Here is a 24,991-nt window from a genome sequence, read left to right on the forward strand (position 1 = left end):
GCGGGATCTGACCATGGCAAATATCAAGATCGATCGCATCAAGAAGAGCTTCGGCTCCTTCGATGCGCTGAAGGAAATCTCGCTGGAGATCGGTGACGGGGAGTTCGTGTCGCTGCTCGGTCCGTCGGGATGCGGCAAGACGACCTTGCTGCGCATCATCGCGGGACTGGAAACCGAGACCTCGGGCGATATCTTGATCGGCGGCAAAGCCGTAAATGGCCTGGCGCCCAGGGATCGTGGCCTTGCCATGGTGTTCCAGAACTATGCCGTCTTCCCGCACATGACGGTCTTCGAGAATGTCGCCTTCGGCTTGCGCATGCAGAAAGCCGATGCTGCCAGGGTGAAGACACAGGTGGAGAAGGCGGCGGCGCTGCTCCATATCGAACCCTATCTCGACCGCTACCCGAACAAGCTGTCCGGCGGCCAGCGGCAGCGTGTCGCCGTGGCGCGCGCGCTGGCAGTCGAGCCGCAGGTGCTGCTGATGGACGAGCCGCTGTCGAACCTCGACGCGCTTTTGCGCCTGGAGATGCGGACCGAGCTCAAGGCCGTATTGCAGGCATCGGGCACGACGACCGTTTATGTCACGCATGACCAGACCGAGGCCATGGGCCTCTCCGACCGTATCGCCGTCATGTACAACGGCCGCATCGAGCAGGTGGGGCCGCCCGTCGAGATTTACAGCCATCCGGCGACCCGCTTCGTCGGCGGCTTCATCGGAAATCCTCCGATGAACTTCATTCGGCTGCCGGTCGAAGGCGGGACGGTGAAGCTTGGCAGCCAGGCACAGGCCGTACCGCAGGCAAGCGGCGATATCGTGCTTGGTCTGCGCGGCGAAGACGTGGCGCTCGCACCTCTTTCCGAAGGCCTGCCGCTCGACGTGCGAGTCTCCGAACCGATGGGCTCGCACCTGTTGCTGACCGGAACGATCGCCGGCCAACCCGTTCGTGTGATTCTGCCGCCGGGTGAAAAGGTCAGAGCTGGCGACAGGATCGGGCTGAGGCCGGATCCGAGCCGCCTGACCTGGCTCTCACCGGACACCGGCATCGCGCTTAACGCCGCCGCCAACTGACCAGAATTCCACATAGGACCAACGACATGACGGATTTTATCGCCCAGGCTCACGCCATCCTGAAGACGAACGATCGCGGCGGCTATACGGTGCCGACCGACCGGCTCTATCCTTTCCAGTGGAACTGGGACTCCGCCTTCGTCGCCATGGGCTTTGCGGCCTATGACGTGCCCCGCGCCTATCGTGAGCTCGAACGCCTGGTGGAAGGCCAATGGGCTGATGGCATGATACCCCATATCGTTTTCCACGCCCCGAGCGACAGCTACTTCCCTGGTCCGGATGTCTGGCGGACCTCGCATATTATCGCAACATCCGGCATCACCCAGCCGCCTGTATTCGGCATGGCGCTGAAACGCGTCCATGATGCTGCTATCGCAAGCGGCCTTGCGAATGCCGCCGACCGATCCGCCCCGCTCTTCGAGGCGGCGCTGCGCTGGCATCGATGGTGGTATGCGGCCCGTGACCCTGAGCAAACGGGGCTTGTCGCCCTGCTGCACCCTTGGGAAAGTGGCAGCGATAATTCACCGGCCTGGGATATAGCGCTGGCGCGCGTGCCGACGACCACGGAGACCGCTGTTGTCCGCAAGGATACCGGTCATGTGGACCAGGCCATGCGTCCCCGCGATGAGGACTATCGGCGCTTCATCCACCTCGTCGACACCTATGCGGCCTGCGATTGGGATCCAGAGCGCCAGTGGAAGGCCGCGCCGTTCAAGATCGCCGAGGTGCAGACGACCGCTATTCTGCTGAAGTCCGGCGAGGAGCTGGAGCGTCTTGCCGTTGTGCTTGGCCGAACTGAGGAGGCAGCCGAGCTGCGGCAGCTGAATACACTGTCGAGAAAGGCATTGCTGGCACAGTGGCGCCCGCATCTGCGCCGCTTCGTCTCCCGCGACCTCATATCCCAAGAGGATGTGGAGGCGCCGACCCAGGCGGGGTTCATTCCGCTCCTGGCGCTCGATCTCGACGCCGACATTCTGGACGCGGCTTGCGCGGAGATGGAGAGCTGGGCCAAAGGTCTCGCGGTCGCGTTTCCGTCGACGCCGCAGGCCTTTGCCGGGTTTGAAGCCAAGCGTTACTGGCGTGGCCCCGTATGGGGCGTGATCAACTGGCTGCTGATCGCTGGCCTTCGCCGTAACGGTCGCTCTGAGCTTGCTGAGAGGCTCCGTGTCGCGACGGTTCAGGCGGTGGAACAACAGGGGTTCGCCGAATATTTCGACCCGTTGACCGGAGAGGGCTGCGGTGGTCTGGATTTCTCATGGACGGCCGCGGTCTATATAGAGATGACCCGGAAGGCGGCATAAGCAAGCCGCGCGCCAAAATGATGCATTTCCGCAGTCCAACGCACGGATTGCGGACGCAGCGTCCTCTCGCTGGTGCGTGGAACGACGTGTCTCTTTTGTCCTGACGCTTAGGCAGCATGTCCGCGCCGTCGCGGGCTGACCTTTTCGCGCCTAATCCTTTGTGCCGCGGCCTCTTAGGGAAGCTTGTGCCAGGCGACGCGCGGCTTGTTTTTTTCGTTTCGTATCGAGACGGGCCATGAATTTGATGGCTCGATCTATGCTCCTGGAAATCAGCGTCGGCACCAGCTGTCCCTTTGACCGCGCAAGAGAGCCCATATACCAACTTGTGACCGCGCCTTTGGACTTCTTCTTCAAAGCGAACAGCGCAATGTCCATGCTCGTGACAGGTTGGGCCAGTTCCCGATATTTGACATGGTTGACATCCTCCTGATGCAGGATGCCGCCATATGCCTCGGCCTCCGCCCAGGTCGGCGACAGGCGAAAGTGGCGATAGCCATCCAATGCCGCGCTCTTAAGTGCCGCATACACCTCTTCGGGGCTATAGTGCTCAAGCTCGATGGCATCTGTGAGATATTCGACAAATCGAAGCGCAATCGCTTGCTGCTCGCGAGCACCCCATGAGACCAGGACGGTGTCTTCCGTAATGGGAGGCGCGCACACCGGCTTGCCGTCTTCGTCGAAACCGAATCCTTTGACGCTTGTGTGGTCGGCGGCCGCCATGACTTCCAACAAAGCGGTCTTCCACGGAGTCGTCGTCGTCCAGATGCGCGTTTTGTGCTCGGGACCGAGGACGGAATTGCTCATCCCCATGTAGTAACCAACGAGTTTGACACGATCGCCGACAACCCGCTCAAGACGCAATTGCGTGTTGCCTCGCCAACCTAGATCGACGATGTAAGCCTTTGGAGATGACAACATACCTTCGGATTCAAGATAGGATAGCGTCGCGGCGCGGGCGGTCCGCACGCGGGCACGCAAAGGATCAAGGACATCCGCGCGGAGCAACGCGTCTCGCAACGCTGCTTTCTGGCTTTCATTCAGCGACCTGAATGTTTCGTCGATTGCGATACCCGCATTGCGCGAGACCATTTTGATCTCATCATCGGAATATTTCAGCGAGGTCAGGGCTTCGGACAGGGTTATGTGGTCATAATAGGCCAGTGCCAGGGCCTGAGCGACCATGTCACCGTCATCCTCGGGCAATGCCGGCAATAGAAAGGCCTGGCGCGAGGCGTAGGTATAGCGTGCGTCAATATCGGTGCCGAGCCAACGCGCGAGGCGCTGGCAGATCGGAACCATCAGTTGGCCGTCGCGTGCGAGAAAGTGAATGGTGCGGCCGCCACGCGCCCGGACGTCGAGTAAGATCCAAAGGACGTAGGCGGCGAACAACGGCCCGACAACGTTCGCACTAGCGGTTAATATTCCTTCCTTTACCGGCACCTCCTGGCCCAGCCGCGCCGCACGCGCCGAGCCAGCAATGGCGGAGGATAGGAAATCTCCCTTTCCGGACGCGAACAGGACACGCTCACGGGTCGTCCAGTGGGAATCGACAAAGATTTGTGCGTTCCACCCGCTTGCCCGCGCGTTCTGCAAATCGCCGACAGCATTGTCTCCCAAATGTTGGAAGTGCGAGTTCTGGAAGCCCCTTTGATGGGCGACATGGTCAAAGATCGTGCCGGCAAACTTGCTCTTGAGCTCTTCACTGGAGGCTATGATGTCGAGCGGCTGTGGATATCCGCATTGCGTGAGAAGCGCCTCGACCTGTGCGGATGTGAAATATGTGTCTGAGAGAAAAAGAGGGGGGCTGTTTTCCTTGATCAGCTCGGACACCCTCTGCCGTGTCGAAGCGATCGGTCGAATGAGGCGGAGCTCCTCATTTAGCTCGGTCTCCAACGCGATGCGCGCATCTTCCGGGCTCAGATTGAGCGAGCGGGATAGGCGGCTATAGATGTCGTTCAACGTTACTTCCCTGTGAGGGACGGTCAGACGTTGCTGATACTCGGCCTCTGCGCGGGCATACATCCACTCGGTGTCGCTGAGGCTGACAATACCGCGACTACGAAGCTTTCTCCCGACGATGAGGTGGATATGCTCTGGAGAATGGAGGAGGCGACAAACGGCTGTATCAAATACGTCAAAACTGAATTGCACCGTTCCACTTCGTGTCTCTCTTGGATACGGCTCCGTCATCATCGTCTCCGCATTTTCTATCTGAACGACCTTCCCATTGCTTCACGCGCGCGCTGAAAGCTAGCAAGCAAACCCAAATCTGAGGTCGTCGTGGGATCTTAACTAAGCCAATCGTTCGTCTAAATCAGAAAGCTATCGATCGCTCTATGAATTGCTCACGTCATGGACAAGTCGTGCTGTGAGGCAAAATCATCCGCAATTGCCGAGCGTCGAAGAACCGGGAAGTCGCTTTAAGGAGAGTTTTAGCATATGCTTTTAAACGAATTCAACGATGAGCTCCGAATATCGACGATAGCAAACGCAATATTAATGCAACAATATCACAATAATAATTCTATTTATAGTCTGGATAAACCTCAATATGTTCTGCAATAGCATGTCGTTGTCATCCACACGAGAGTGATATACTAAGGAGTTCCATTAGCGGGTCGTCATGGACGCAGCATCGTATTCGCCAAGAGTCATTTGGCTTTGCCTCCGACGGCGGGACGATCGCGCTTCCTGCGTCCGTCCTTTGGGTTTTGGAGATCAAAGCCGACATTGGAGCGCACGGTTTCTTGTTCGCCCTATGCAATTCATGGTAGTATCTGTTGCCTTGTCTATTGGCTGATGGGAGACACTACCATCTGTTCGGGCTGGATCGTGACTTCGACAACATCGTCGGGCCGGAGCTGTGTATCCTCCTGAGCGGCAATCTGCATCGTTTGCTCGCCGTTCTTGCGGTAGATGACGAGCGATGGGCCACCCTGGCCGCCGCGTATCTGCGCCTTGACCGCGCCTGTATAGAGCAGCTTCTCGCTTGAGGCGCGAATCCGGCCCGCAAGTTTCTCGATCTCGATCGAGGTGTCACGCAAGGAATCGTTCAACTGCATATTGTGTTGCTCGTCCTGAATCTCAATGTTGCGGGCAAGTTCGTCCCTGTCGTGTTGAGCCTGCGCGAGCCTTGCCTCGGTGTCGCCCTGTTGGCTGCGAATCTCGGCGAGCGACCGGCGTTCGTCATCGACCCGGTTGGCCATGACAAGGCCTTTGGATGCCGATATGTTCATCCGGTCGACGGCATCCTGCTGAAGGTTGATGCTTTCCTCGTTCCTCTCCCGCATATCCTGAAGTGCCTTTATGGTGCCTTCAGCGTTTTTGAGGGAAATCTGGAGGAATGTGCGCTGCTTTGTATAATTGGAGAGGCGCATCTTCAGGTCGCTTTCTTCGAAGGAAGCGATTTCGTCCAGCGTCTTACGCTGCAGCGGCGCGGAATAAATGCTCGTAAGGTCGATGTCCGGCATTCTGTTCAGTTCTGCCCTCAGGCTGATGGCGCGAGCCTTCTGCCGGGCGAGATCGATCCAGAGACCCTCGTTTTCACTCTTGAGATCCGGAGCGGTCATCAGGGGGTTTTCGGTTCGGAAGCGCAAGGCGTCATAGCCGCCGGCAAGCGCGATAGCATGTCTGACGGTCAATCCGGGGCGATAGGGCACAGCGCCTGGACGCGACACGTCGCCTGAAATATAGAAAGGCCGGAGCTCGACTATTTCCACCGAAACGTCGGCCGACTGGATCCGCCCGTCTTTCGTCAGGCCGTCGATCAGCGCTATGCGCAGATCGCGGATCGTTAGGCCTTCACCGTGTAGTTCGCCCAGGAACGGGACGGAGATGTCGCCATCGATATTGACGGTCACGCGACGCGCGAAGTCGGCAACGCCGAATACGCTAAGCTGCAGAATGTCGCCGGGACCGAGCTTGTAAGCATCTCGCTCCTCAGAGAAGCCCTTTTGGGGCAACAGCGAAAGCGCGGTGACAATGCTGAGCGCCGAAAGACTGATGATCTTCATTGTGTGATCCCCTTTTCTTGAACTGCGTTACCAACCTCAGGCTGTTTCACTTGTATCCAGTCGACGAGAAGACTTGCTGGCAGATGCGTCGATGCGTCCGGCGATCCGGGCCACGATCCGCCGACAGCCAGATTGACGAGAAGGTACATCGGCTTGTGCATGTCTGGCGGCGTCGGGGCTGAGAAGACAATTTGGTCGTCCAGAGACCAGACAAGGTTATCCTTCGTCCATGTGATGCCGTAGACGTGGAAATCGTCGGAGAGATCGGCGGTTACAAGCTCCGTGCCCTTTTGCGCCGATCGCGCGCCGGCTGGAATATCAAGACTGCTGTGGGCGGTTACATGTAGCTTGCGTGTATCGTGACCGAGCACTTCGAAAACGTCGATTTCCGGCGGCCACGTCCTGTCCGCCGGAAGCAGCCAGAATGCTGGCCACAAGCCCTTTCCGCTTGGCATCCGGGCGCGAATCTCCACTCGGCCATAGGTGAACGAAAAGCGCCCGGCCGTCGTCAGCATGCCCGAGGCATAAGCAAATCCTCCTGCATAAGCACGAAGGTTTTCAGGAATTTTCGACACGCGTATAGCCAGAATGCCCTTGTTGATGGCAAATGGCGTCAGCGCCTGCACGGCGGCATTGTCGCCACCTGGTCGCGGGTCGACATAGTATTCCATTTCCATGTTACTGGCATTGTTGCGCGCGCCCCATGGATAGAAAGGTTTCCATGTTCCCTTGCCGCCAGCCCGAAGGTCTAGCGTCGAGAAATCGTCCTTGAATATCGTCTTCCAGCCGGCGACCGAGGTCTGCACAGGTTCCGGCTTGACGGCGGCGGCATGTCCCGAGCCGAAGAATGCCAGAAACGCCAATATGGTTGCCACAACGCCCTGTAAGCCAACGATCCGCCGTGAAGCGATTACAGTCAGCATGCCGAGCCGGCACATCAGCGCGACCATCGCGGCCAGCATCAGCAGGCCGGCTGCGACATTGCCCCAAGCCTGTCCAGCAATGCCCGCCAGACTGTTGCCGATTGTCATCGCGACCAACAGCGTGCCGAAACCGACGGCGAACAGTTTCATGGAATCCAGGCCTGGCGATTGAGACCGCACGATGATCATGGGCACGATCCAGACCATGGCACCCAGCGATACGCAGGAAACTGCAAGAGCGATCGTCGCGGGCACGGCTTCCGTATAGGCCGGGAAGATCGTTGCAATCACACGCTCGCTGACGAAGACTGCGCAAAGGGCAATAAGACCAAGCGCAAGCGTGACGACAAAGACCTCCCTTTCGACGACAGCTGAATCTTTTTGACGGGATTGGCCACTCATGCGCGCCAGCATCTTCGGATAGCGGACCTGTGCGATGGCCGCCATGATGCCTAGGCCGATCATGGCTAGACTAGTTCCAAAGGACAGCAGTCCGAGATCGTGCGGTGAAGACAGAACCGACGATATCCATCTGTTAGCGCTGAGATAGAAGGTCCATGATGCGTTGAAGGCGAAAAGCGGCAAGGCGGCTTGTGCCATCGAAGCAAGGGGCGGACGTTTCTTCAGGCGCGGCAGCGGACGAGCGAGCAGCACCGCACAAAGCGCGTAGTAGATCGCGACCGCGGCAAACGAACCGTCGACCCCGCCCAGAACTAGACCCGCCAGACGCGGCACGGTCATGGCGATCTGCAAAATGAGCGCCAAGACGGTGAATTCCCAGACCCTTGACGCGGCGCGAAATAGAGTTGCCGGCCCATTGGCAATCATGCCCATGATGCCGCCGGTGATGGCGAATGTCGCTCCGAGAATTGGCAGATCCACCCCAAGCCCATCGACGAACAGCACAATGGAGATGCTGGCCACAAGGGCTATAGCCCCAACGATCCAGAGCGTGACCAGGATCTCAAGACCGGCGTGTGCGGCAATTGCGTTCGCCTTGCCCGGAATTCGCTTGTCAGCCAGTTGCGACATCCCGAGATCGGCGCGGCTGGCATAGGTAAATAGGCTGGTGAGAAGAGCGAAAGTCCCGAACTGGACAGGATCGAGCAAGCGGGCTGCCATCAGGGTTGTGCCGCTGCCGAGCATGGTCAGCAGCAAAGTACCGACGGCATATGTAATCGGCCAACCGAACCAGGCGAGATGAGGCGACATTCGTAACCGGTGAAACACGGCCGGTACATGGCTGGTGGCGAAGCCGGAGATCTCCGGCGTGGTGTCTGTGTCGAAGGCGGTCGTCATGATGCCTCCGGCTTGCGTGAGGGGCCGGTTTCCACTCCGGCGGCATAAAGTAATCCACCAATACGCGCGAATACAAAAATCATGAGCTGATGTTCTCCTGAGGAGCGGCAATATGACTGTGAACCGTGGCGGACCGCGACGAAGAATGGAGCTCACCGGCGAGCACGATGAAAAAGGCAAGCGTGAGAAGACCGGGAGTGGCAAACAGGCTGACTTCAGCAATGCCGATAATCATCACGAGCAGGACGACCTGATCGCGGACGGCATCGGGCCTCGTCACCATTCGTTTAACCACTATGCCGAGGAAAGCGAATGCCGGCAGTGATCCGAGGAAGCCCATGCAGAGGAGCGTCTGAACATACATGTTGTGAGCATTGACCGGATCGCCGGCAAAGTTGCGTCCGACGCTGCCCATCATGAGTGCCTCTGTGCCGTTGAAACCCCAACCCAACAGCGGCTTGCGCGCGATGAGATCGGATGCCACTGCCCACAGTTCCGTGCGTCCGGTTAGCGTCACAATCTCTGTCGCGGAGCCGGAGCGTGCCAGGGAGCCCAGGAGCGGCGACATGCTCGGGAGCCCGCCAATCGCAATAAATGGCAGCGCGATGGCTCCGACCACGAGAGCGATGCCAGCCATTGGCCGGAGATAGTGCCTTTCACGCAGTTCAATGATGATGCAAGCGGCGATGGCGGCGGCCGCACTTGTACGGCTTTCGGCCGCGATCAATGCCCCAAAGCCCGCGATCAGCGCTGCGATCAAAAACCAGCGATTGAGGATTCCACGGCGACAGCAGATGATTGCGAAGGTCACCAGTACCGCTGCCTGCTCACCCAAAACATTGGGATGTCCGGAAAGACCACGGAGACGGAAATCTGCCTCGAAAGCCGATGGAGGCAGCCAAGCCGCATTAGGAAGGACGATCGCAGCCACCAGTCCCGACACGACGAAAGCCAAAAGGGTGAACGTGGCCAAACGCAATGTACCCTGAAGCCCGAGGACCGAGACGCAAAGGCACGCCAACATCAGATAGGCGACGAATCCCAATGCATTGGCCACTGTATAGGCAGGTGTTAGCGACCAGATGCCCGAAGCGATCGCCAGCAGGCCGTAGAGGGCACCGAGAACGATGGTTGGCTCGCGGACATAGGGAAGCAGACGCTGAACGTTCGCAAGGCAAACGAGCGGTATCAGCATCCAGACCGCAAGCTTCAGCCCGTTCTGCCAATCCAGCCCCGTCTCACCCGATGCGCGCTGGCGCAGACTGAGGCTCAGGCCGAAAATGGCGAAGACGAGCAAGGAGGCCACGGCCCACCGTCTGCCAAGAGCGGAAGCGATAAGAACCAGAGCGAATCCGGCCGCGCCGATGATGCCGAAAGGCACCAGAGCCACAGCCGAATTTTGAGGCGTTGTGAAGCATAAGCCGAGCCAGGTAAAGCCAATAGCAAGGGGGATGGCAAGAACCAGGCCCGGCTCAGCCCAACGGACTGCTGAACTGTGGGCGGATACAGTCATATTTTCAACAGCCGTTTTGCATCGCGACGGATCGCGGACGCATTCATGCCGGCGCCTGCAAGAAACGCCATACCAAGAGAACCTGCCGCATAAAGGGGCAGGATCGGGAAGATCGGCCTAATAGGAACCGTTGCCGGCGAGAGAACCTCCGCATCGGGTTTCAGGGCCGCCAGTGTCGGCGCTCGCGTCTTCAGCCGGGTTTGTGCGTCTGCCAGAACTTGGGCATCGTTGTCGGCTTCGCGGCGCAATTGATCGAGATGCAGGCCTGCCTTGCGTCGCTCGACCATATCCTGCCGGATCTTGTCGATCTCCGCAGAGAGAAGTTGTTCACGCTCGGCCCAATTGTCGGATTCCACGCGAACGCTGGCGACGATCCGGTCGCGCTCAACCTGAGCCTGCTCCAGAATGTTGCGCGATTCCGTCGACATCACCGCAAGCCGAGACATGCTTTCAGTGAGGCTTTGGTTCAGGCGCTGTATCGTTGGTGATGCCAGAACCTCCGGTGCACTCTCCAAGGTGCCTTTCGACTTCATGACCTCGAGACTATCCGCACGGGTCCGTGCGTCGATGCTGCGCGCTCGTGCAGTTGCAAGCTCTGTACTAAGGGCACTCAACTGGGCCTCGAGCGAGATCTCGGCGCCCTGGTCGATAAGGCCCGATTTCTCAAGAAACGCCTCCATCTCGGCAGCCGATGTATTCGCCCGGTCGCGGGCCTGGCGCACATGGTCCTCGAGAACCCTGTTCATGCCCTCGACATTCTCGGCCTTGCGCTTGACCTGGGTGTCAAGATAGGCGGAAACAAGCGACTTGGTCAGCATGGCCGCCTTCAGCGGGTCGGTTGAGCGAAAGCCGACATTGACCGTGTAGGACAGACGGTTGCGATTGATGACCAGCTTGGCCCAGAGATTATTCCTCAGCTTGGCGGCGTCTCGCGTATCCGCGGAGGACACATTGCCAGCCATCATATCCTTCGGAGCGGGCAAAGGCGTGTCGCGTGCCAAGGTTTGCGGCAGAATACTGCCCAGCATGCTGATGATCACACTATGAACCTTGCTGGCCAGTCCCTGCTTCACCTTGAACTCGTCGTCCATGGCGAGTTGGTTGGCGTCGATCACGTTTTGGGCAAGGTCTACAGAATTGAAGGCGTCGAGAGCTGAAATGATAGAGTTTTCGTCCAGAGGCTGCCGCATGGCCTGGGCAAAGTCGGTCTGGCCTTCGTTATCGGTCGGACGCAGCACCAGGGTTGCCGTCGATTCATAGACGCGTGGGAGCATCGGCCAGGCAAACAGTGCGATTGCAATGACAGCCGTTCCTCCAAGCAGAAACCGGCCAAGTGAATAGCGAGGTTCCTGGTCTGCCGGCGCGTCCTGGATTGCGTCGGGGCTGCACGGATGGCTCTCCGTCGCGGGAGCGACAAGCGTGATCGATGAAACAGGATCGGCTGCATTTTGTTTTGTCATTGCGTTTCATTGCCTCCTTCAATTGTCTCAGTTGCGAACAAAGGCATACATTCTGCCGCGTAGGGATCCGGAGATCATGCGGAAGCCGGTGTAGAGTGTCGTGACCACCAGAAACTGGTTGAAGGACAGAAAGCCTGCCTTCAGGAAATGCAGCCTGAAACGCACCTCGTTGGTGACGTAGCGCCAACCTCCGCGGCGTTCGTTCAATCCTATTCCTGTTCGCGACTTGATCAGGACCTTTGGAATGACATGAAAACGTACCCCGGCCAGCACCAGTCGTATCCAGAGGTCATAATCTTCCAGAAGGCCGAATTTCGAATTGTAGCCTTCGGCCGAGCGCAGGAAGTGTGCTCTGATCGCCACCGACGGATGAACGATGATGTTGCGCCAGCGCAGAGCCTGCACAACAGCATCATGAGCCGTGGGTGCCACGCGCAGGCGCGTCGATTTGGGGTTCTCGTGATAGAATTCCTCGGCCCAGCTTGCGACGAGGCCGATCTCGGGGTGGGTTTCAAGAAATTCGACCTCAACCTGGATCCGGTCGGGAAGACAGATATCGTCGCTGTCCATGCGCATGATCACCGAACGGGAGCAGACGCCAAGCCCGGCATTCAGTGCGCGGGCGAGCCCCCCATTCTGTTGCAGCCGCAGCACCGTGAATTCCCATGGCGCATTCAACGCAGCAAAAGTCGCGATTACTTTTTCCTGAGCTTCGTCGATCGCACCGTCAATAACGAGTACGATCTGATCCGCCGGGCGCGTCTGGATACGTAGGCTTTCAAGACTCGCATAGAGATTACTGGCCTCTTCCCGCGCATAGGTTGCCATGAGAACCGATACACCGGCTATTTCTGAACGGGTGCCACCATCGAAGGCAGCAGCATCGGACATAACGACGTTCTTCATGGCTATCGCGCTCCCTTGCGGGACAAAAGAACACCTACAGTCCGCATGAGAATTTTGAAGTCCATGAAGAGTGTATGCTGCAGCACATACTTGCAATCGAGTTCGACACGTCGCTCATAGCTGAGATCATTGCGCCCGCTGACTTGCCATAGGCCGGTAATGCCAGGCAGCACGCTGGCGTATTCGCTGACATGCCAGTTGTAGTGGCTGAGCTCCGCACTGGTAACGGGGCGTGGTCCGACAAGGCTCATGTCTCCTCGTAGGACATTGATCAACTGTGGAAGTTCATCGAGGCTGGTTGCTCGCAGAAATTTCCCCGTCGGCGTAACGCGCGGATCAAACACGAGTTTCTGGTCGCGAACCCATTCGGCCTTGGCCTGCGGGTGGTACGACAAATATTCCTGCAGGCAGCCGTCTGCATCGAGCATCATCGTGCGGAACTTCAGACAATCGAACGGCATGAGGCCCTTGCCGACGCGCGCATGCCTATAGATGATCGGACCACCATCAAGCGCGACCAGCAGGCCGATAACGGCGAACAGCGGAGCGGTGACTAAGAGCAGGACAAGCGAGGCGCAGACATCAAATGCCCGCTTAACATATGCGTTGAACGCTCCTTGTTGCCGCACATATCTCACTGCCGGCATTGGCCGAAGCGATCTGATGTTTTGGCTGAGTTTCGGCGGTTGGTTCACGGGATGCTCCTCTTCGGGTCTGGTTACGGCCGAGATTGTCAGCCGATCCGTGTTTCCTCAGGCAGAGCACATCATTTGTGGCGCAAGGTTTGCAAGGAAACAGAGGAGGTAACTCCAATGACTATTGTTCGAACAAACTAATACGAGTTATTATTTGAATATAAGTCTTTGGGAAAAGATGTATAATTACAATATAATGACACTTTATTTTGTGAAATATCGACTATTACGAGGATAGATGATGTTTTAGTTTTACGAAAGTATTTGACAAGGTAAATAAAGTATTTATTAATTTATATGCGCGTAATCGTTGCATGACGAGCGCCAATAAGATCGAAAATTGGGGTTATGCATCTTTCTTGTCGGGGAAGGGGGGTATTTTTATGCTCAGCCCGGCTTATATATTTGATTCTAGCTGGTTATTCCGGGAGGGTACTCGACTTATTCTCGGGTCGTCGTCTTTTAATGTGGTGGGGATGGGGGAAACTCTGGAGGATCTCCGTGACTTGCCGAGGATGGAGCCTCTTGCAGTGTGCGTGATTGGCACGGTTGCCAATGTGGCCATTCTGGATTTTGTGACAGCCGTGCTGTCGATCAATCCAAAGGTGCGCGTCGTCGTGCTTGCCGATGCTTATAACCACGACGAGGCGACGGCCATCCTTGACCGGGGTGCGAAAGGCTATCTTCATAAAGGCCTCTCGTCGGAGAGTTTTGTGAAAGCTTTGCAGTTGATCTCTGAGGAATGTTCGGTGATCTCGGGCTGGACCGTTTCCAACGCGGGCGGCCGGCAGGACCCGCGAACGCCCGCGTTACCGGCTGACAAGCCCGACTTACGACTTCTGGCGCTCGACGATGCGAAATCATTTGCGCAAAAACAACTTGCGCTGGGTGACGCGATCATCTGCCCGGATGTTTTTGACGTTCAAGAACATGACGCGGGCATGGCTGCGGCGCCAGTTCAGACAACGAGGCTCGTCAACGGCGTTCGCAATCTCTCCCCAAGGGAAAAATCAATCCTAAAGCTGGTCATGGGCGGCGAGTCGAACAAGCAGATTGCCCGCCGACTGGAAATCACGGAAAGTACCGTCAAGGTCCATATCAAGACCATACTGCGCAAGATTGACGTCAGGAACCGCACCCAGGCCGCAATATGGGCAATGGCGGATCCCGATTTTCTCGAGACCCGCCAGCATACGTAAAGCGGCATGCATGCTCTCAAGCGGCTAGTTTATGCATGCCGCAATCTCCCGGATCCATCCGGCAGTTCTGCTGATCGCTTTAAAGTTTCATAGCAAGCGCGACGCGCGGAATACCCGATGGATCGAGAATGAACTGGACAGGCGCGTAGGCGCGTGTCCGCGTGAGCAGCGCCGCGGCTTGTCGCTCCTGTCCTTCGCCGAATTCGAAAGCCAGCCAGCCGCCAGGCTTCAGAAATTCGAATGCCTCCCGGATGAGGCGCTGCTGGATCGAAATCCCGTATGGGCCGCCGTCGAAGGCTTCACGAGGTTCATTCTCCAAGAGATGCGCGCGATCCGCCTCAAGGCGGCTGGTCGAAATATAGGGCGGATTGCAGACGATGAGATCGACGTGACCTTCCAGCCCGATGCTTCTGATATTTTCGAACATGTCGCCCTGAACAACGCTCATCCTGTCCTGCAGGCCAAACCGGATGACATTACGCCAAGCCACGTCGATCGTCTCCGGCGTCAGATCGCAGGACCAGACCTGAGCGTCATCAATCTTCGTTGCGATAACAATTCCCAGATTGCCACAACCGCAACACATGTCGACGACAATTGGGGCAACGGTGCCCTGGCTGAGACGATCGATGCAAACCGTTCCCAGCAATTCCGTCTCTTTGCGCGGCACCAGAACATTTGGCCCGAGCTCGAAGTCAAGATTCATGAAGGTTGCGGTGGTCTCTTTCTCTGTGGCCATCGTGGGAAAGTCCTCAGTCTGTCGAGTGAAGTAAGGTTTGACGTTCGTCGTGCGCGTCTCATTTGCTCTCGCATTATCTGTCACGATCCTGATCCCTTCTGTCTTGCATGCCGCCCGACATGCCCTTTGCCTCGCCCGCATTTAGCTGGGCGGATGTTCCCATTGGAGGCGAGGTGCGTAAAGGCGATGGGGCCGGGGCATGTGGGCTACCTACCTTTGGCTGAGGGTTGTTATGTCTACTCCTTCCAGTCGGGGTACTCCGATTGCTCCATTGCTTCCCCCGGTCCGCACCGACAAGCTTATGGATGACGGGAACGTTGCATGCGGCGTTTCCAATGCCTTCGTTCCAGCGAGGAATTTGTATGTGCGGCATTCTGGGATATTTCGGAAATGGCATGGTGCCGGCTGATGCCGTAGGCCTGCTAGAGCGGATGGCGGTATCTCTCCAGCACCGCGGTCCCGATGAAGATGGCGTATTCACCAGCATCGGCGTTGGATTAGGACATCGCCGTCTCTCCATTGTGGGTTTGGTTGATGGCCAGCAGCCGATGTCGAATATCGACGGCTCCGTTTCAATCAGTTTCAACGGTGAGATTTTCAACCACGTTGAATTGCGCCAATCCCTGGAAGCTAAGGGACACATCTTCCGGACTGCGTCCGACACCGAAGTGATCATTCATCTCTATCAGGATATGGGTCCCGATTGCGTTTATCTGCTGAACGGCGATTTCGCCTTTGCGATTTGGGACGCCACTCGGCAGCGTATGTTAATCGCGCGCGATCGTATGGGTGTGCGTCCGGTTTTTTACGTCGAACATTCGCGGATGTTGTTCTTCGCCTCCGAGGTCAAAGCCCTGCTGAAAGTGCCGGGGGTCAATGCAGAGATTGATCCTTTCGCGTTGGACCAGGTGTTCACCATGTGGGCGCCGGTCCCTCCGCGTACCATGTTCAAAGGCATCTCGGAATTGCCTGCGGGCCATCTCATGATCGTTGATGGCAACGGCGTTACCATACGCCGGTATTGGGACGTTTCGTTTCCGGATGCCGACGAGAAGGGGGATGAGCGCGATGAAGCCGATATCGCGGAAGAACTGCTTGCCTTGCTCGACGACGCGACTGCGATCCGCATGCGAGCGGATGTTCCAGTAGGCGCTTATCTGTCCGGAGGGCTCGATTCATCGATCATTTGCGCCTTGGCTAAGCCCTATGCGACAGCGGGTCTGAGGACGTTTTCCGTAACCTTCGACACCGCTGAGCATGACGAGAGCCATTTTCAGAACGAGATGGTCCTGGCGCTTGGCACGCGGCATTCGGCTGTTGCCTGTGGGCCAGATCAGATAGCCGGCGTCTTTTCTTCGGTCATCGCCCAAACGGAGAAACCTGTCATCCGCACGGCACCAGCACCTCTCCATCTCCTGTCACGTCATGTGCGCGAGGAAGGCATGAAGGTCGTGCTGACTGGCGAAGGTGCGGATGAGGTTTTCGCGGGTTACGATATTTTCAAGGAAGCCCGCGTTCGCAGCTTCTGCGCCAGACAACCGGCCTCGTCCCGCAGACCGCTTCTGTTCCGGCGGCTCTATCCTTATTTACCCGGCTTGAGCCAGCAGACGCCGGAAGCACTTGCCGCCTTTTTCGGTGCTGGCAGTGCCAATTTAGACGATCCATTGTTCTCGCACCGTCCACGGTATCGCAGCACGGCGGCAGCGAAAATCTTCTTTTCCTGCGACCTCAAGGCAAGGCTTGCTGGTTATGACGCGACCGATGAGGTGCTTTCCCGACTACCTAGGGATTTTGCGCGTTGGCATCCGCAGCACCGGGCGCAGTACTTGGAAACGAAGTTCCTGCTCCCTGACTATATCCTGTCCAGCCAAGGCGATCGCATGTCGATGGCCCATGGCGTCGAAGGGCGGTTTCCATTCCTGGATCATCGCCTGGTGGAGTTCGCCTCGCGGATTTCTCCGGGAATGAAGCTCAAGGGTTTCGTCGAAAAGCATATCCTGCGCAGGGCGACAGCGGGCCTTTTGCCGCCATCGATCGGAAACCGGACCAAGCAGCCTTACCGCGCACCCGACAGCCGTTCGTTCTTTGGCGGGCAGGAGCCGGCCTATGTCGAACGCCTGTTTTCGCCGCGGGCGCTGCAGGAAACAGGTTTGTTCAATCCGGCGGCGGCCGAAAAACTGCTCGCGAAATGCAGGCGGCAAACCGACGGCTTTCGGGACAATACGGCCTTCGTCGGCATTCTGTCGACGCAGCTATGGAATGAAACATTCGTAACGCGATCGGCCGGGGATAGGGGCGATCGTGAAATGACAGCCGTGATCTGAAGGGAGAAAACACTATGATTCCGCTGAAAGAGCAAATCCGGGCCTTTGTCGTCGAGAGCTTTCTGTTCGGAGACACGACAAGGACGATCGCCGACGATGCGTCGTTGATCGACAACGACATCATCGATTCCACCGGCATTCTCGAGCTGGTCACTTTTGTCGAAGATAGCTTCGGCATCACCGTCGGCGATGCGGAAATCCTGCCAGCGAACTTCGACTCGATTTCCAAGGTCGCAGCTTTCATCGCCAGCAAGAGATCGGCAACCGATCCAATTGCAGCGGTAGCCTGAAAACACGGATGGGAGGAAACAATGCGCGTCGAGAATTTCCTGCGATACAGCGCCAGACGATGGGGAGACAAGTTGGCTCTTGTGACAAAGGACATGAGCCTGAGTTTCACCGATCTTGACGCGCTTTCAGATCATCTGGCGTCCGATCTGCAGATCAAGGGTCTGCGGCCGGGGGATCGTACGATGATCTTCATGGACAACTGCTGGGAAGCGGTTGTTTCGATCTTTGCCGTTCTGAAAGCAGGGGGTGTCTTCAGTCCGGTCAATCCTTCGACCAAGGCGGACAAGCTGGCATTTATGCTGCGCAATTGCCGCGCGCGCGCGGTGATTACGCAGGCAAGACTGGCCGGCGTTCTCGAAGAGGCTCTAGCGCAAGAAACCGATGTGGAGGTGGCGATCATATCAGGAGATCCTGGATCGCTTCTGCTTGGCGCTTCGCGCTTTTCAGACAGTATCGCCGGAGCGGCACGACCGGTGGGCCATGTCGGGATCGACATGGATCTGGCGATGCTGATCTACACCTCAGGCTCGACGGGACGGCCAAAGGGCGTGATGATGACGCATCGAAATATCGAAGCGGCAGCGACATCGATCACCGCCTATCTGAGGAATACCGCTGACGATGTGATCCTGAATGTTCTGCCGATCGCCTTCGACTATGGGCTTTATCAGATCTTGATGGCGACGAAGGTCGGCGCAACTATCGTTCTGGAGAAATCCTTCGCCTTCCCTCAAGCCATTTTCGATACCATGCGTCGGGAGAAGGTCACGGGGTTCCCGCTGGTTCCAACCATGGCCGCGTTGATACTGAACATGAGGGATATAGTTCCCGGTTCTCTGCCGGCGCTTCGCTATATCACCAACACTGCTGCTGCGCTTCCGCCCGAGCACATCGAGCGTCTGCGGACGCTGTTTCCGAATGTGCTGCTATTTTCGATGTACGGTTTGACCGAATGCAAGCGTTGCACCTGGCTGCCGCCGTCGCAACTTGATGTTCGTCCTGGCTCGGTCGGCGTCGCCATACCGAATACACAGGCCTATGTGGTGGACGATCAGGGCCGAAAGGTCGCGCACGGTGTCGTGGGAGAACTCGTCATTCGTGGCCCGCACGTCATGCAGGGCTATTGGGAGAATGAGGAGGCAACCGCGAAGGTGCTGCGACGCGGGCCAAATCCGTGGGAGCGCGTTCTTTACACTGGCGACCTGTTTCGAGCCGACGCCGATGGGTTCCTCTATTTCGTCGGTCGTAAGGACGACATCATCAAGACACGCGGCGAGAAGGTTGCGCCCAAGGAAGTCGAGGCTGCCATTCACGCCTGTCCGGGTGTGGTGGAAGTCGTCGTCTTCGGCAGGCGGGATCCGATTCTGGGGCAGGCGATTCACGCCGTCGTCGTTGCCTCCGATCCTTCTCTGAACGAGCAGATGGTTATTCGCCACTGCCAGAGAAATCTTGAGGATTTCATGGTGCCGCGTTCCGTCTCTTTCCGCGCGGAATTGCCCAAGACCGATACTGGAAAGGTGAGCCGCAGGCTCGCTGCAGAAGAATTCGAACATTCAATGGAGCTGGCAGAATGAACCTAGGTCCTCTCTCCATCCATAGCCCGCTGTCCTCGGACGCTTTGCGCATAGACGCCGCGGCCGAGGTCGATCGCATTGCGCAGGCGATGCGCGATCAGGTGCGCAACAAGATGCGCCGTCGAGGGCTTGTCATAGGTTTGTCTGGAGGCGTGGATTCCAGTGTCTGCGCGGCTCTTGCCGCCTATGCGCTCGACGCACACAACGTCTTTGCTATCTTCATGCCGGAAAATGATTCCGACCCGGAAAGTCTCTCGCTTGGGCAAGCGGTCGCTAAGACCTTCTCACTGGAAGGAGCGATCGAGGATATTGGGCCTGCTCTTGCTGCGATGGGCTGTTACCAGCGGCGCGACGACTTTATCCGGCAAGTCGAACCCGCCTATGGTTCGGGTTGGTCTTGCAAGGTGGTGATCTCCAGTCCGCTAGCCGGCGAAGGATATGCCCTCTCGACGCTCGTGCTTCAGGCTCCGGATGGGTCGCAGACGCGGCACCGCATGCCGGCTTCCGTCTATCTCGGCATTGTTGCCGCCACCAACATGAAGCAGCGAACCCGCAAGCAGATGGAATACTATCACGCAGATCGCCTGAACTATGCGGTCCTGGGAACACCGAACCGGCTAGAATACGATCAGGGCTTCTTCGTGAAGAATGGCGATGGAGCAGCCGACCTGAAGCCGATCGCACATCTGTATAAATCGCAGGTCTATCAGATCGCCGAGTATCTTGGCGTGCCGGAAGAGGTCTGCCGTAGACCGCCGACAACCGATACATGGTCGCTTACTCAAACTCAGGAGGAGTTTTATTTCGCCCTGCCCTACGACCGCATGGATCTGTGTCTCCATGCTCTGAACGAGGGGCTCGGAGTAGAGGAAACAGCCAAGGCCACGCAGTTGACGACCGATCAGGTGGAGCGCGTGTGGCAGGATATCCATTCCAAGAGAAAGGCCACGCGGCCATTGCACCTGCCACCGCTGCTGGTGCAGCCCGTATTCTAAGGTGGGTGACGGGGGAAGTCATGAATGACGAAAACAGGACAAAGGACGACATCAGGGGCCGTCGTCTTGAAAAGTTGAGATTTTGGCGCAAGGCGTGTGCGGAGGAAAGCGAAACGCTCAAGCTCTACAATACCGAAATGGCGGGCAATCCGCTTATCTTCCTGCATGGCGATTTCGAGATGGGCGGATTTTATGTTCGCCGTCTAGCTGCCGAGTGCAGCTATCCCATTGCGGCCTTCGCGCCGCACGGACTTGACGATTCGGGATTGCGTCCAAGTATCGAATGGATGGCAAAGGAGCGTCTCAAAGACATTCTCGCCTTCTGCCCTGCCGGGCCCTACAGGCTTAGCGGCTATTGCAACGGGGCGCTGGTCGCCTACGAATGCGCCAGGTTGCTCAAGGAACAGGGCCGCGAGGTCGAACTCATCTTGATGATCGAGCCACCGTCGCTGAATACGTGGCCTAACTATCGGCGTTTACACCGAGCCATCGCCGCGACTCTTACAACGGTAGAAAAGCGCTCGCTGGCGGTGCAGAAATCGTTCGGCCATCTGATGAACACGTTCTGGAATATCGGCCGAACCGTCCGTCTGCCGCCGGGCGATATCGTGCGGCTGATGCGCGATCTTGCGACGCACCACTTGAAGCACGCCGCCAAGAACGCCGATCTGGCGGGAATTGAGGAGCGTCGTATCCGGGAGACGAACGCGGCGCTGCGCAGTGTTTATCTGGCCGCCACCGCATCCTATCTGCCACCGCCAACGACAACTCCGATCGTTGTTCTTTCGACGGGGCTCGATCACGGTGGGCGGCGATGCGGGCTTTATGATGGAACCCAGTGGCTGCACCTGGCCAGCAGCTTTCGTCATGTCCAGCTGTCGGGCCATCATTTAACATGTCTGTCGGAGCATGCCAGCGAACTGGCGGCAAATCTCACCACGGTTCTGCACGGTCCGCTGTATGTTTCATCACAAACACTAGCATATCAGGATAGGCTAAATCTCGCTGTCGTCCATCGGACGTAACTTCGAGCTAGGATAGTGTGCAAATACTGACATTGCATCGCCCCCATATCGTCTATGCCGGCGATGCTGTTTGTTTTGTTGTTGCAATGCTTATCGGCGCGGGGAGCATATAACTTGGCCCACAACCTCTTTGCTGACGACGATTTCGCAGTCTCATTCTCGGGCGAAAGCACCGCACACACTCTCTGCGAATTCCACTGCCGATCCGACAACCGTCAGTAAGCTATGCGGAGGGATGCCCTCCGCACCAACCGGTGTCGTAATTGTTGGAATGCCGGCTGCGATCGTCTCGATCACCTTGATCTTGACGCCTGAGCCGAGCCGCAGGGGAACGACGGCGACCTCTGCCTGAGCAAATAGCTCCATCGGAGATTCTATGAAGCCTGTCACATGAATCGATGGCCCTGACAGGGCCAATACCTCGTCCGACGGATGAGCGCCGATGATCCAAAGATGGGCTTCCGGATTGCGCTGATGAATTTGCGGCAGGATATCGCGTGCCATCCAGATGACAGCGTCGATGTTTTCCTGCCGTGACATGTTTCCGAAGAAAATCATGCGTCCGGGCACGATCGTGGTCGCAGTGCGCATTTGAGGGTTGAGCGCCACGGTCGTCGTTGGCGGCACGCATTTCACCGGCGTGGACGGGTGTGCATAACGGATAAGTGCCGCGTCTTCCTCGGAGAGAGTTTCAATCTCGGCGGCGCTGGTCCACACACCGTGCTCCCATGCTTGGGTCTTTACTTTTTCCATCCGGTAGAAGAGTTTCTTAAGCCCGCCGGCATTGTCAGCCTGCCGTCCATAGAGCTTTGACACTACGTCATGCTGCCGAACGGTGAACCGGGTCAACTGGCGACGTGACAGCACGGCCGAGCCTTGGGAGAAATCGCTGTAGAAATCGGTATAGGTAGGATCAGAAAGGCGTCGCGCGATTTCCCGTCCTGCCGCAAGCCGACGAACCGACACGAACATCGGCAAATGCGGCATCAGCAGACCAGCTGCGACTCGCATACCCCTTGTGATGCGCATCGGGATCTTCTCGCCAACGTTGGCGGGCCACGGGGGCAAAGCGCGACCAGCGTCAAGTTCTTCCAGCTCGTTGATAAAATATAAAACATCGATCCTGGCGAAGGACTTGGAAAATTCCTCGATTTTCGCAAAGGCAATCTTCTGTCCCGAGGAGCTCGAATTGGGATGTGGCGCAAAGCCACAAATATAAAGGAGCCGGCGCTCAGTCCTAAGAGCATCTCCACCTTGTAACCGTCCTGACGAAGAATGAATTTGGACACCACGCAATGATCTGCCAAAAATCTTGCGAACGTGAGCGGTAAACCCCTCCGCAGAGCCTAAATATGTGCCGATCCAACTCATATTTATTCTTTAAATCCAAAAATTTCGTTTTCGATATAGAGAACAGCTCGAGAAGAATTTAGCGCTACATTGATAAAATTATCAAGATGCCGTCATGTTATTCTGAATTTAACAGCTTGGCCATAGTCGGCAATGGTAATGAAATCGTCGGTCGTCAGCGATGAGGATCATCGCTGACGCTTCGCAACAAACGGATTTCGGGCGGGCTCCTTCGGTTCAGGAATGGTGACGCGGATCAGGATCTGTCAGGGGGCAAGGCCGGTCATTTCCCGTGGCAACAGGCCTGCCCTTCTTCCGGAGATGATGGTTGCCGGTTGTCGATGCTGTGGTGGTTCGTGTCGGCCGGCAGGTTCATCGCGATATTTTCGCCAAAGAAGCCGTTCGGCTTCAGCGTGAAGCCCGCATATTCGACCGGCATGATGGGAAAGTCCTCGGGCTTGCAGACATGCGTATGGCCGAAGGAGTGCCACAGGACGACATCTGCGTTTTCGATCGGCCGGTTCTGCTTCACATAGTTCGGCAATCCGTCGCCGCCTGCATGGACGTTCGGATAGTCGCCGCTTGCATATTTCTCCTTGGGATCGAAGGCCGTGACCCAGATATGCTTGGTGGCAAAGCCGCCGCGCTCGCGAACGGTCGAACCTTCCTGTGCCAGCATCAGCGGGCTCGGCATGACGGCGACCTTGTAGCCGGGGGCACGGCCGACGCTGTTTTTCTCGTTCGGATTGCTGACTTTCCAGTATTTGCCGGTGATGCCGTCGGCGACGGCAGGCGAATCCAATTCGCGGGCCAGCACCTTCGTCGTCGTGTCGAAGACGTTGCCATAGGGGTTGTCCTTACCCCAGGGACGCGGCACGAATTCGTGCTCGCTCACCGTGTTGCCGCCGCCGTCGACATCCATGTGCAGGCGTGCGTTGAAAAAATGCTGATGGGTCGGGCCGCCAAGGTTCTCGTCGACCATGCCGCCCCATGGATAGGTCTCGCCGGGCGCGACCGCCGCCGTCTGGATGATGCCGGTCAGCTTGGCCTCCAGCTGGATGGTGCCGTCCTGATAGAGATACCAGTAGAAGCCGTAATCGTAGTTTCCGACCGTGGCGAAGAAGCTGATCACCAGGCGGCGCGAGCGGCGCACTTCGAAAATGTCGTTGCGGAACTCATAGTGCTTCCAGAGGATGCCGTAATCTTCCTCGTGCATGCAGACGGCATTCTTCATGACGAAGGGCTGGCCGAGGTCGTCTGCCGCAGGGATATCGAAATAGTGGATTTGCCCCAGGCAGTCGCAGCCGAGTTCCAGCGAGTTCGCCAGCCGGCCGAGGCCATATTCGCCGGCGTCGAAAGCGCTCTTCCAATAATGGTTCGCGGTCGGATCGGCATAGGGGACCACCATTTCCGTGACACTGGCGCGGAAGATGATCGGCCGCAGCCGACCCTTGTCGTTGATCGCCAGTTCGTGCAGCACAAGCCCTTCGCGCGGCGTGAAACCGACGCGGAAGCTCCAGTTCTGCCATTCGACCTTCCAGCCGTCGACACTGAAGCTTGGACCGTCCGGCTGGACGATGTTGAGCGGCTTGACGTCCTTGCGCGTCTCCGGAAAGGCCTCGCGGCCATAGTTTCGCTTTTTCTTCGGAACCGGCGGCGCCCTTTCGTCATCGACGAGGTCGACAACCTTGTTGCTGATCAGATCGACCACGGCGACGATGCCCTCGATCGGGTGGGCGTAACCGTTGTCACGAATATCCTCGCGCCAATAGCTGACGGCACGGACGATGCGCTTGCCCTTCTCGAAGTCACGGCCGAAATAGCCCGAGGAAAAGGGATCGATCTGGACAAGGGGAATGTCCTCTTCCGTGATCCCGCGGCGCTTGACCGCGGCGCGCCAGGCCGGATCGTTCTTGACGATCTCCTCGCAGCGCATGAATTCTTCGATCATGACCGGCGGCTGACCGTAAGGTGCCCGATCGAGTGGCAGGCGCTCGAAGTTGTGCACTCGCTTGCGACTGAGGTCGACAATCGCTTCAGTGACCTCGCCGGACAGGGTGTCGAGCACCAGCACGAAAGCGAGACGGGGAAGCGCGGCGCCGGATTTCCAGCCGGCGATATCCACCTTCGTCGGCTCCTCCAGCCGGACGATCGGAAAGCGGCATTGCGGTCCGAGCTTGCGCTCCCCCCTGACGATCAGCACTGCTTCCTCGATTTCGACGAGGCTCAATGGATCGAGTGGATGGGTGACGGAAACCTGAGCGTCCATGAAACTGTCCTTTCTGAATAAACGCGGCGATGTCGGCTTGGGTGTT

General features: G+C 57.6%; 18 protein-coding genes. 8 read left to right on the top strand and 10 right to left on the bottom strand.

Annotation, left to right across the window (positions count from 1 at the left end; genetic code table 11):
* Positions 1 to 13: 13 nt before the first annotated feature.
* A complete protein-coding gene (locus AB6803_RS00220) occupies positions 14 to 1,069 on the top strand; it encodes an ABC transporter ATP-binding protein (RefSeq protein WP_371106965.1) in 1,056 nt (351 codons plus the stop codon).
* A gap of 26 nt (positions 1,070 to 1,095) precedes the next feature.
* Positions 1,096 to 2,370 carry a neutral trehalase gene (locus tag AB6803_RS00225; protein ID WP_371106966.1) on the top strand — a complete coding sequence of 425 codons (1,275 nt, stop codon included), beginning with the start codon at positions 1,096 to 1,098 and terminating at the stop codon, positions 2,368 to 2,370.
* Positions 2,371 to 2,520: 150 nt separating this feature from the next.
* Here AB6803_RS00225 and AB6803_RS00230 read toward each other — a convergent pair whose 3' ends face one another.
* From AB6803_RS00230 to AB6803_RS00260, 7 genes are all read right to left on the bottom strand, one after another.
* On the bottom strand, positions 2,521 to 4,329 hold the full coding sequence (locus AB6803_RS00230; RefSeq protein WP_371106967.1) for a hypothetical protein: 1,809 nt from the start codon (positions 4,327 to 4,329) through the stop codon (positions 2,521 to 2,523).
* An 830-nt stretch (positions 4,330 to 5,159) separates the two neighbouring features.
* A complete protein-coding gene (locus AB6803_RS00235) occupies positions 5,160 to 6,383 on the bottom strand; it encodes a polysaccharide biosynthesis/export family protein (protein WP_371106968.1) in 1,224 nt (407 codons plus the stop codon).
* The gene (locus AB6803_RS00240) at positions 6,380 to 8,605 is read right to left on the bottom strand and encodes a family 16 glycosylhydrolase (protein WP_371106969.1); all 2,226 of its coding nucleotides are present in this window, start codon (positions 8,603 to 8,605) and stop codon (positions 6,380 to 6,382) included. The genes AB6803_RS00235 and AB6803_RS00240 overlap by 4 nt, the downstream gene beginning before the upstream one ends.
* Before the next feature lie 79 nt (positions 8,606 to 8,684).
* Positions 8,685 to 9,911: an O-antigen ligase family protein gene (locus AB6803_RS00245; protein ID WP_371106970.1), complete on the bottom strand. Its 1,227-nt coding sequence runs from the start codon at positions 9,909 to 9,911 to the stop codon at positions 8,685 to 8,687.
* Between the two features lie 203 nt (positions 9,912 to 10,114).
* Positions 10,115 to 11,578, bottom strand: coding sequence for a GumC family protein (locus AB6803_RS00250; protein WP_371106971.1), 1,464 nt, complete (start codon positions 11,576 to 11,578; stop codon positions 10,115 to 10,117).
* A 27-nt stretch (positions 11,579 to 11,605) separates the two neighbouring features.
* A complete protein-coding gene (locus tag AB6803_RS00255; protein ID WP_371106972.1) occupies positions 11,606 to 12,484 on the bottom strand; it encodes a glycosyltransferase in 879 nt (292 codons plus the stop codon).
* A 2-nt stretch (positions 12,485 to 12,486) separates the two neighbouring features.
* Positions 12,487 to 13,179 (bottom strand): sugar transferase, encoded by a 693-nt coding sequence (locus AB6803_RS00260; RefSeq protein ID WP_371106973.1) that lies wholly within the window; start codon positions 13,177 to 13,179, stop codon positions 12,487 to 12,489.
* Positions 13,180 to 13,493: 314 nt separating this feature from the next.
* Here AB6803_RS00260 and AB6803_RS00265 point away from each other — a divergent pair, with 314 nt between their 5' ends.
* Complete coding sequence (locus AB6803_RS00265) at positions 13,494 to 14,378, top strand: LuxR C-terminal-related transcriptional regulator (protein ID WP_371106974.1); 885 nt, start codon at positions 13,494 to 13,496, stop codon at positions 14,376 to 14,378.
* A gap of 79 nt (positions 14,379 to 14,457) precedes the next feature.
* Here AB6803_RS00265 and AB6803_RS00270 read toward each other — a convergent pair whose 3' ends face one another.
* Entirely contained in the window at positions 14,458 to 15,117 is a 660-nt protein-coding gene (locus AB6803_RS00270; RefSeq protein WP_371106975.1) for a class I SAM-dependent methyltransferase, read from the bottom strand.
* Between the two features lie 362 nt (positions 15,118 to 15,479).
* Between AB6803_RS00270 and asnB the strand changes: the two genes are divergently transcribed.
* Genes asnB through AB6803_RS00295 form a run of 5 tightly spaced genes read left to right on the top strand, consistent with a single transcriptional unit; the run spans position 15,480 to position 21,326 of the window.
* Positions 15,480 to 17,441 carry an asparagine synthase (glutamine-hydrolyzing) gene (asnB, locus tag AB6803_RS00275; protein ID WP_371107676.1) on the top strand — a complete coding sequence of 654 codons (1,962 nt, stop codon included), beginning with the start codon at positions 15,480 to 15,482 and terminating at the stop codon, positions 17,439 to 17,441.
* Between the two features lie 14 nt (positions 17,442 to 17,455).
* Positions 17,456 to 17,731, top strand: coding sequence for an acyl carrier protein (locus AB6803_RS00280; RefSeq protein ID WP_371106976.1), 276 nt, complete (start codon positions 17,456 to 17,458; stop codon positions 17,729 to 17,731).
* A 21-nt stretch (positions 17,732 to 17,752) separates the two neighbouring features.
* On the top strand, positions 17,753 to 19,306 hold the full coding sequence (locus tag AB6803_RS00285; protein ID WP_371106977.1) for a class I adenylate-forming enzyme family protein: 1,554 nt from the start codon (positions 17,753 to 17,755) through the stop codon (positions 19,304 to 19,306).
* On the top strand, positions 19,303 to 20,301 hold the full coding sequence (gene nadE / locus AB6803_RS00290) for an NAD(+) synthase (protein ID WP_371106978.1): 999 nt from the start codon (positions 19,303 to 19,305) through the stop codon (positions 20,299 to 20,301). The genes AB6803_RS00285 and nadE overlap by 4 nt, the downstream gene beginning before the upstream one ends.
* Positions 20,302 to 20,321: 20 nt before the next feature.
* Positions 20,322 to 21,326 carry a thioesterase domain-containing protein gene (locus AB6803_RS00295; protein WP_371106979.1) on the top strand — a complete coding sequence of 335 codons (1,005 nt, stop codon included), beginning with the start codon at positions 20,322 to 20,324 and terminating at the stop codon, positions 21,324 to 21,326.
* Between the two features lie 153 nt (positions 21,327 to 21,479).
* Here the strand turns inward: AB6803_RS00295 and AB6803_RS00300 are convergent, their stop codons facing one another.
* Positions 21,480 to 22,697 (bottom strand): glycosyltransferase family 4 protein, encoded by a 1,218-nt coding sequence (locus AB6803_RS00300; RefSeq protein WP_371106980.1) that lies wholly within the window; start codon positions 22,695 to 22,697, stop codon positions 21,480 to 21,482.
* A 262-nt stretch (positions 22,698 to 22,959) separates the two neighbouring features.
* A complete protein-coding gene (locus AB6803_RS00305; RefSeq protein ID WP_371106981.1) occupies positions 22,960 to 24,945 on the bottom strand; it encodes a primary-amine oxidase in 1,986 nt (661 codons plus the stop codon).
* Positions 24,946 to 24,991: the final 46 nt, after the last annotated feature.

The organism is Rhizobium sp. RCC_161_2, from assembly GCF_041355235.1.
Taxonomy (GTDB): Bacteria; Pseudomonadota; Alphaproteobacteria; order Rhizobiales; family Rhizobiaceae; genus Rhizobium.

Bases quoted from the DNA above. Each gene is read 5' to 3' on its own strand.
- AB6803_RS00220 (WP_371106965.1), top strand. From the start codon at position 14: ATGGCAAATATCAAGATCGATCGCATCAAGAAGAGCTTCGGCTCCTTC.
- AB6803_RS00225 (WP_371106966.1), top strand. From the start codon at position 1,096: ATGACGGATTTTATCGCCCAGGCTCACGCCATCCTGAAGACGAACGAT.
- AB6803_RS00235 (WP_371106968.1), bottom strand. From the start codon at position 6,383: ATGAAGATCATCAGTCTTTCGGCGCTCAGCATTGTCACCGCGCTTTCG.
- AB6803_RS00240 (WP_371106969.1), bottom strand. From the start codon at position 8,605: ATGACGACCGCCTTCGACACAGACACCACGCCGGAGATCTCCGGCTTC.
- AB6803_RS00250 (WP_371106971.1), bottom strand. From the start codon at position 11,578: ATGACAAAACAAAATGCAGCCGATCCTGTTTCATCGATCACGCTTGTC.
- AB6803_RS00255 (WP_371106972.1), bottom strand. From the start codon at position 12,484: ATGAAGAACGTCGTTATGTCCGATGCTGCTGCCTTCGATGGTGGCACC.
- AB6803_RS00265 (WP_371106974.1), top strand. From the start codon at position 13,494: ATGACGAGCGCCAATAAGATCGAAAATTGGGGTTATGCATCTTTCTTG.
- AB6803_RS00270 (WP_371106975.1), bottom strand. From the start codon at position 15,117: ATGGCCACAGAGAAAGAGACCACCGCAACCTTCATGAATCTTGACTTC.
- asnB (WP_371107676.1), top strand. From the start codon at position 15,480: ATGTGCGGCATTCTGGGATATTTCGGAAATGGCATGGTGCCGGCTGAT.
- AB6803_RS00280 (WP_371106976.1), top strand. From the start codon at position 17,456: ATGATTCCGCTGAAAGAGCAAATCCGGGCCTTTGTCGTCGAGAGCTTT.
- AB6803_RS00285 (WP_371106977.1), top strand. From the start codon at position 17,753: ATGCGCGTCGAGAATTTCCTGCGATACAGCGCCAGACGATGGGGAGAC.
- nadE (WP_371106978.1), top strand. From the start codon at position 19,303: ATGAACCTAGGTCCTCTCTCCATCCATAGCCCGCTGTCCTCGGACGCT.
- AB6803_RS00295 (WP_371106979.1), top strand. From the start codon at position 20,322: ATGAATGACGAAAACAGGACAAAGGACGACATCAGGGGCCGTCGTCTT.
- AB6803_RS00300 (WP_371106980.1), bottom strand. From the start codon at position 22,697: ATGAGTTGGATCGGCACATATTTAGGCTCTGCGGAGGGGTTTACCGCT.
- AB6803_RS00305 (WP_371106981.1), bottom strand. From the start codon at position 24,945: ATGGACGCTCAGGTTTCCGTCACCCATCCACTCGATCCATTGAGCCTC.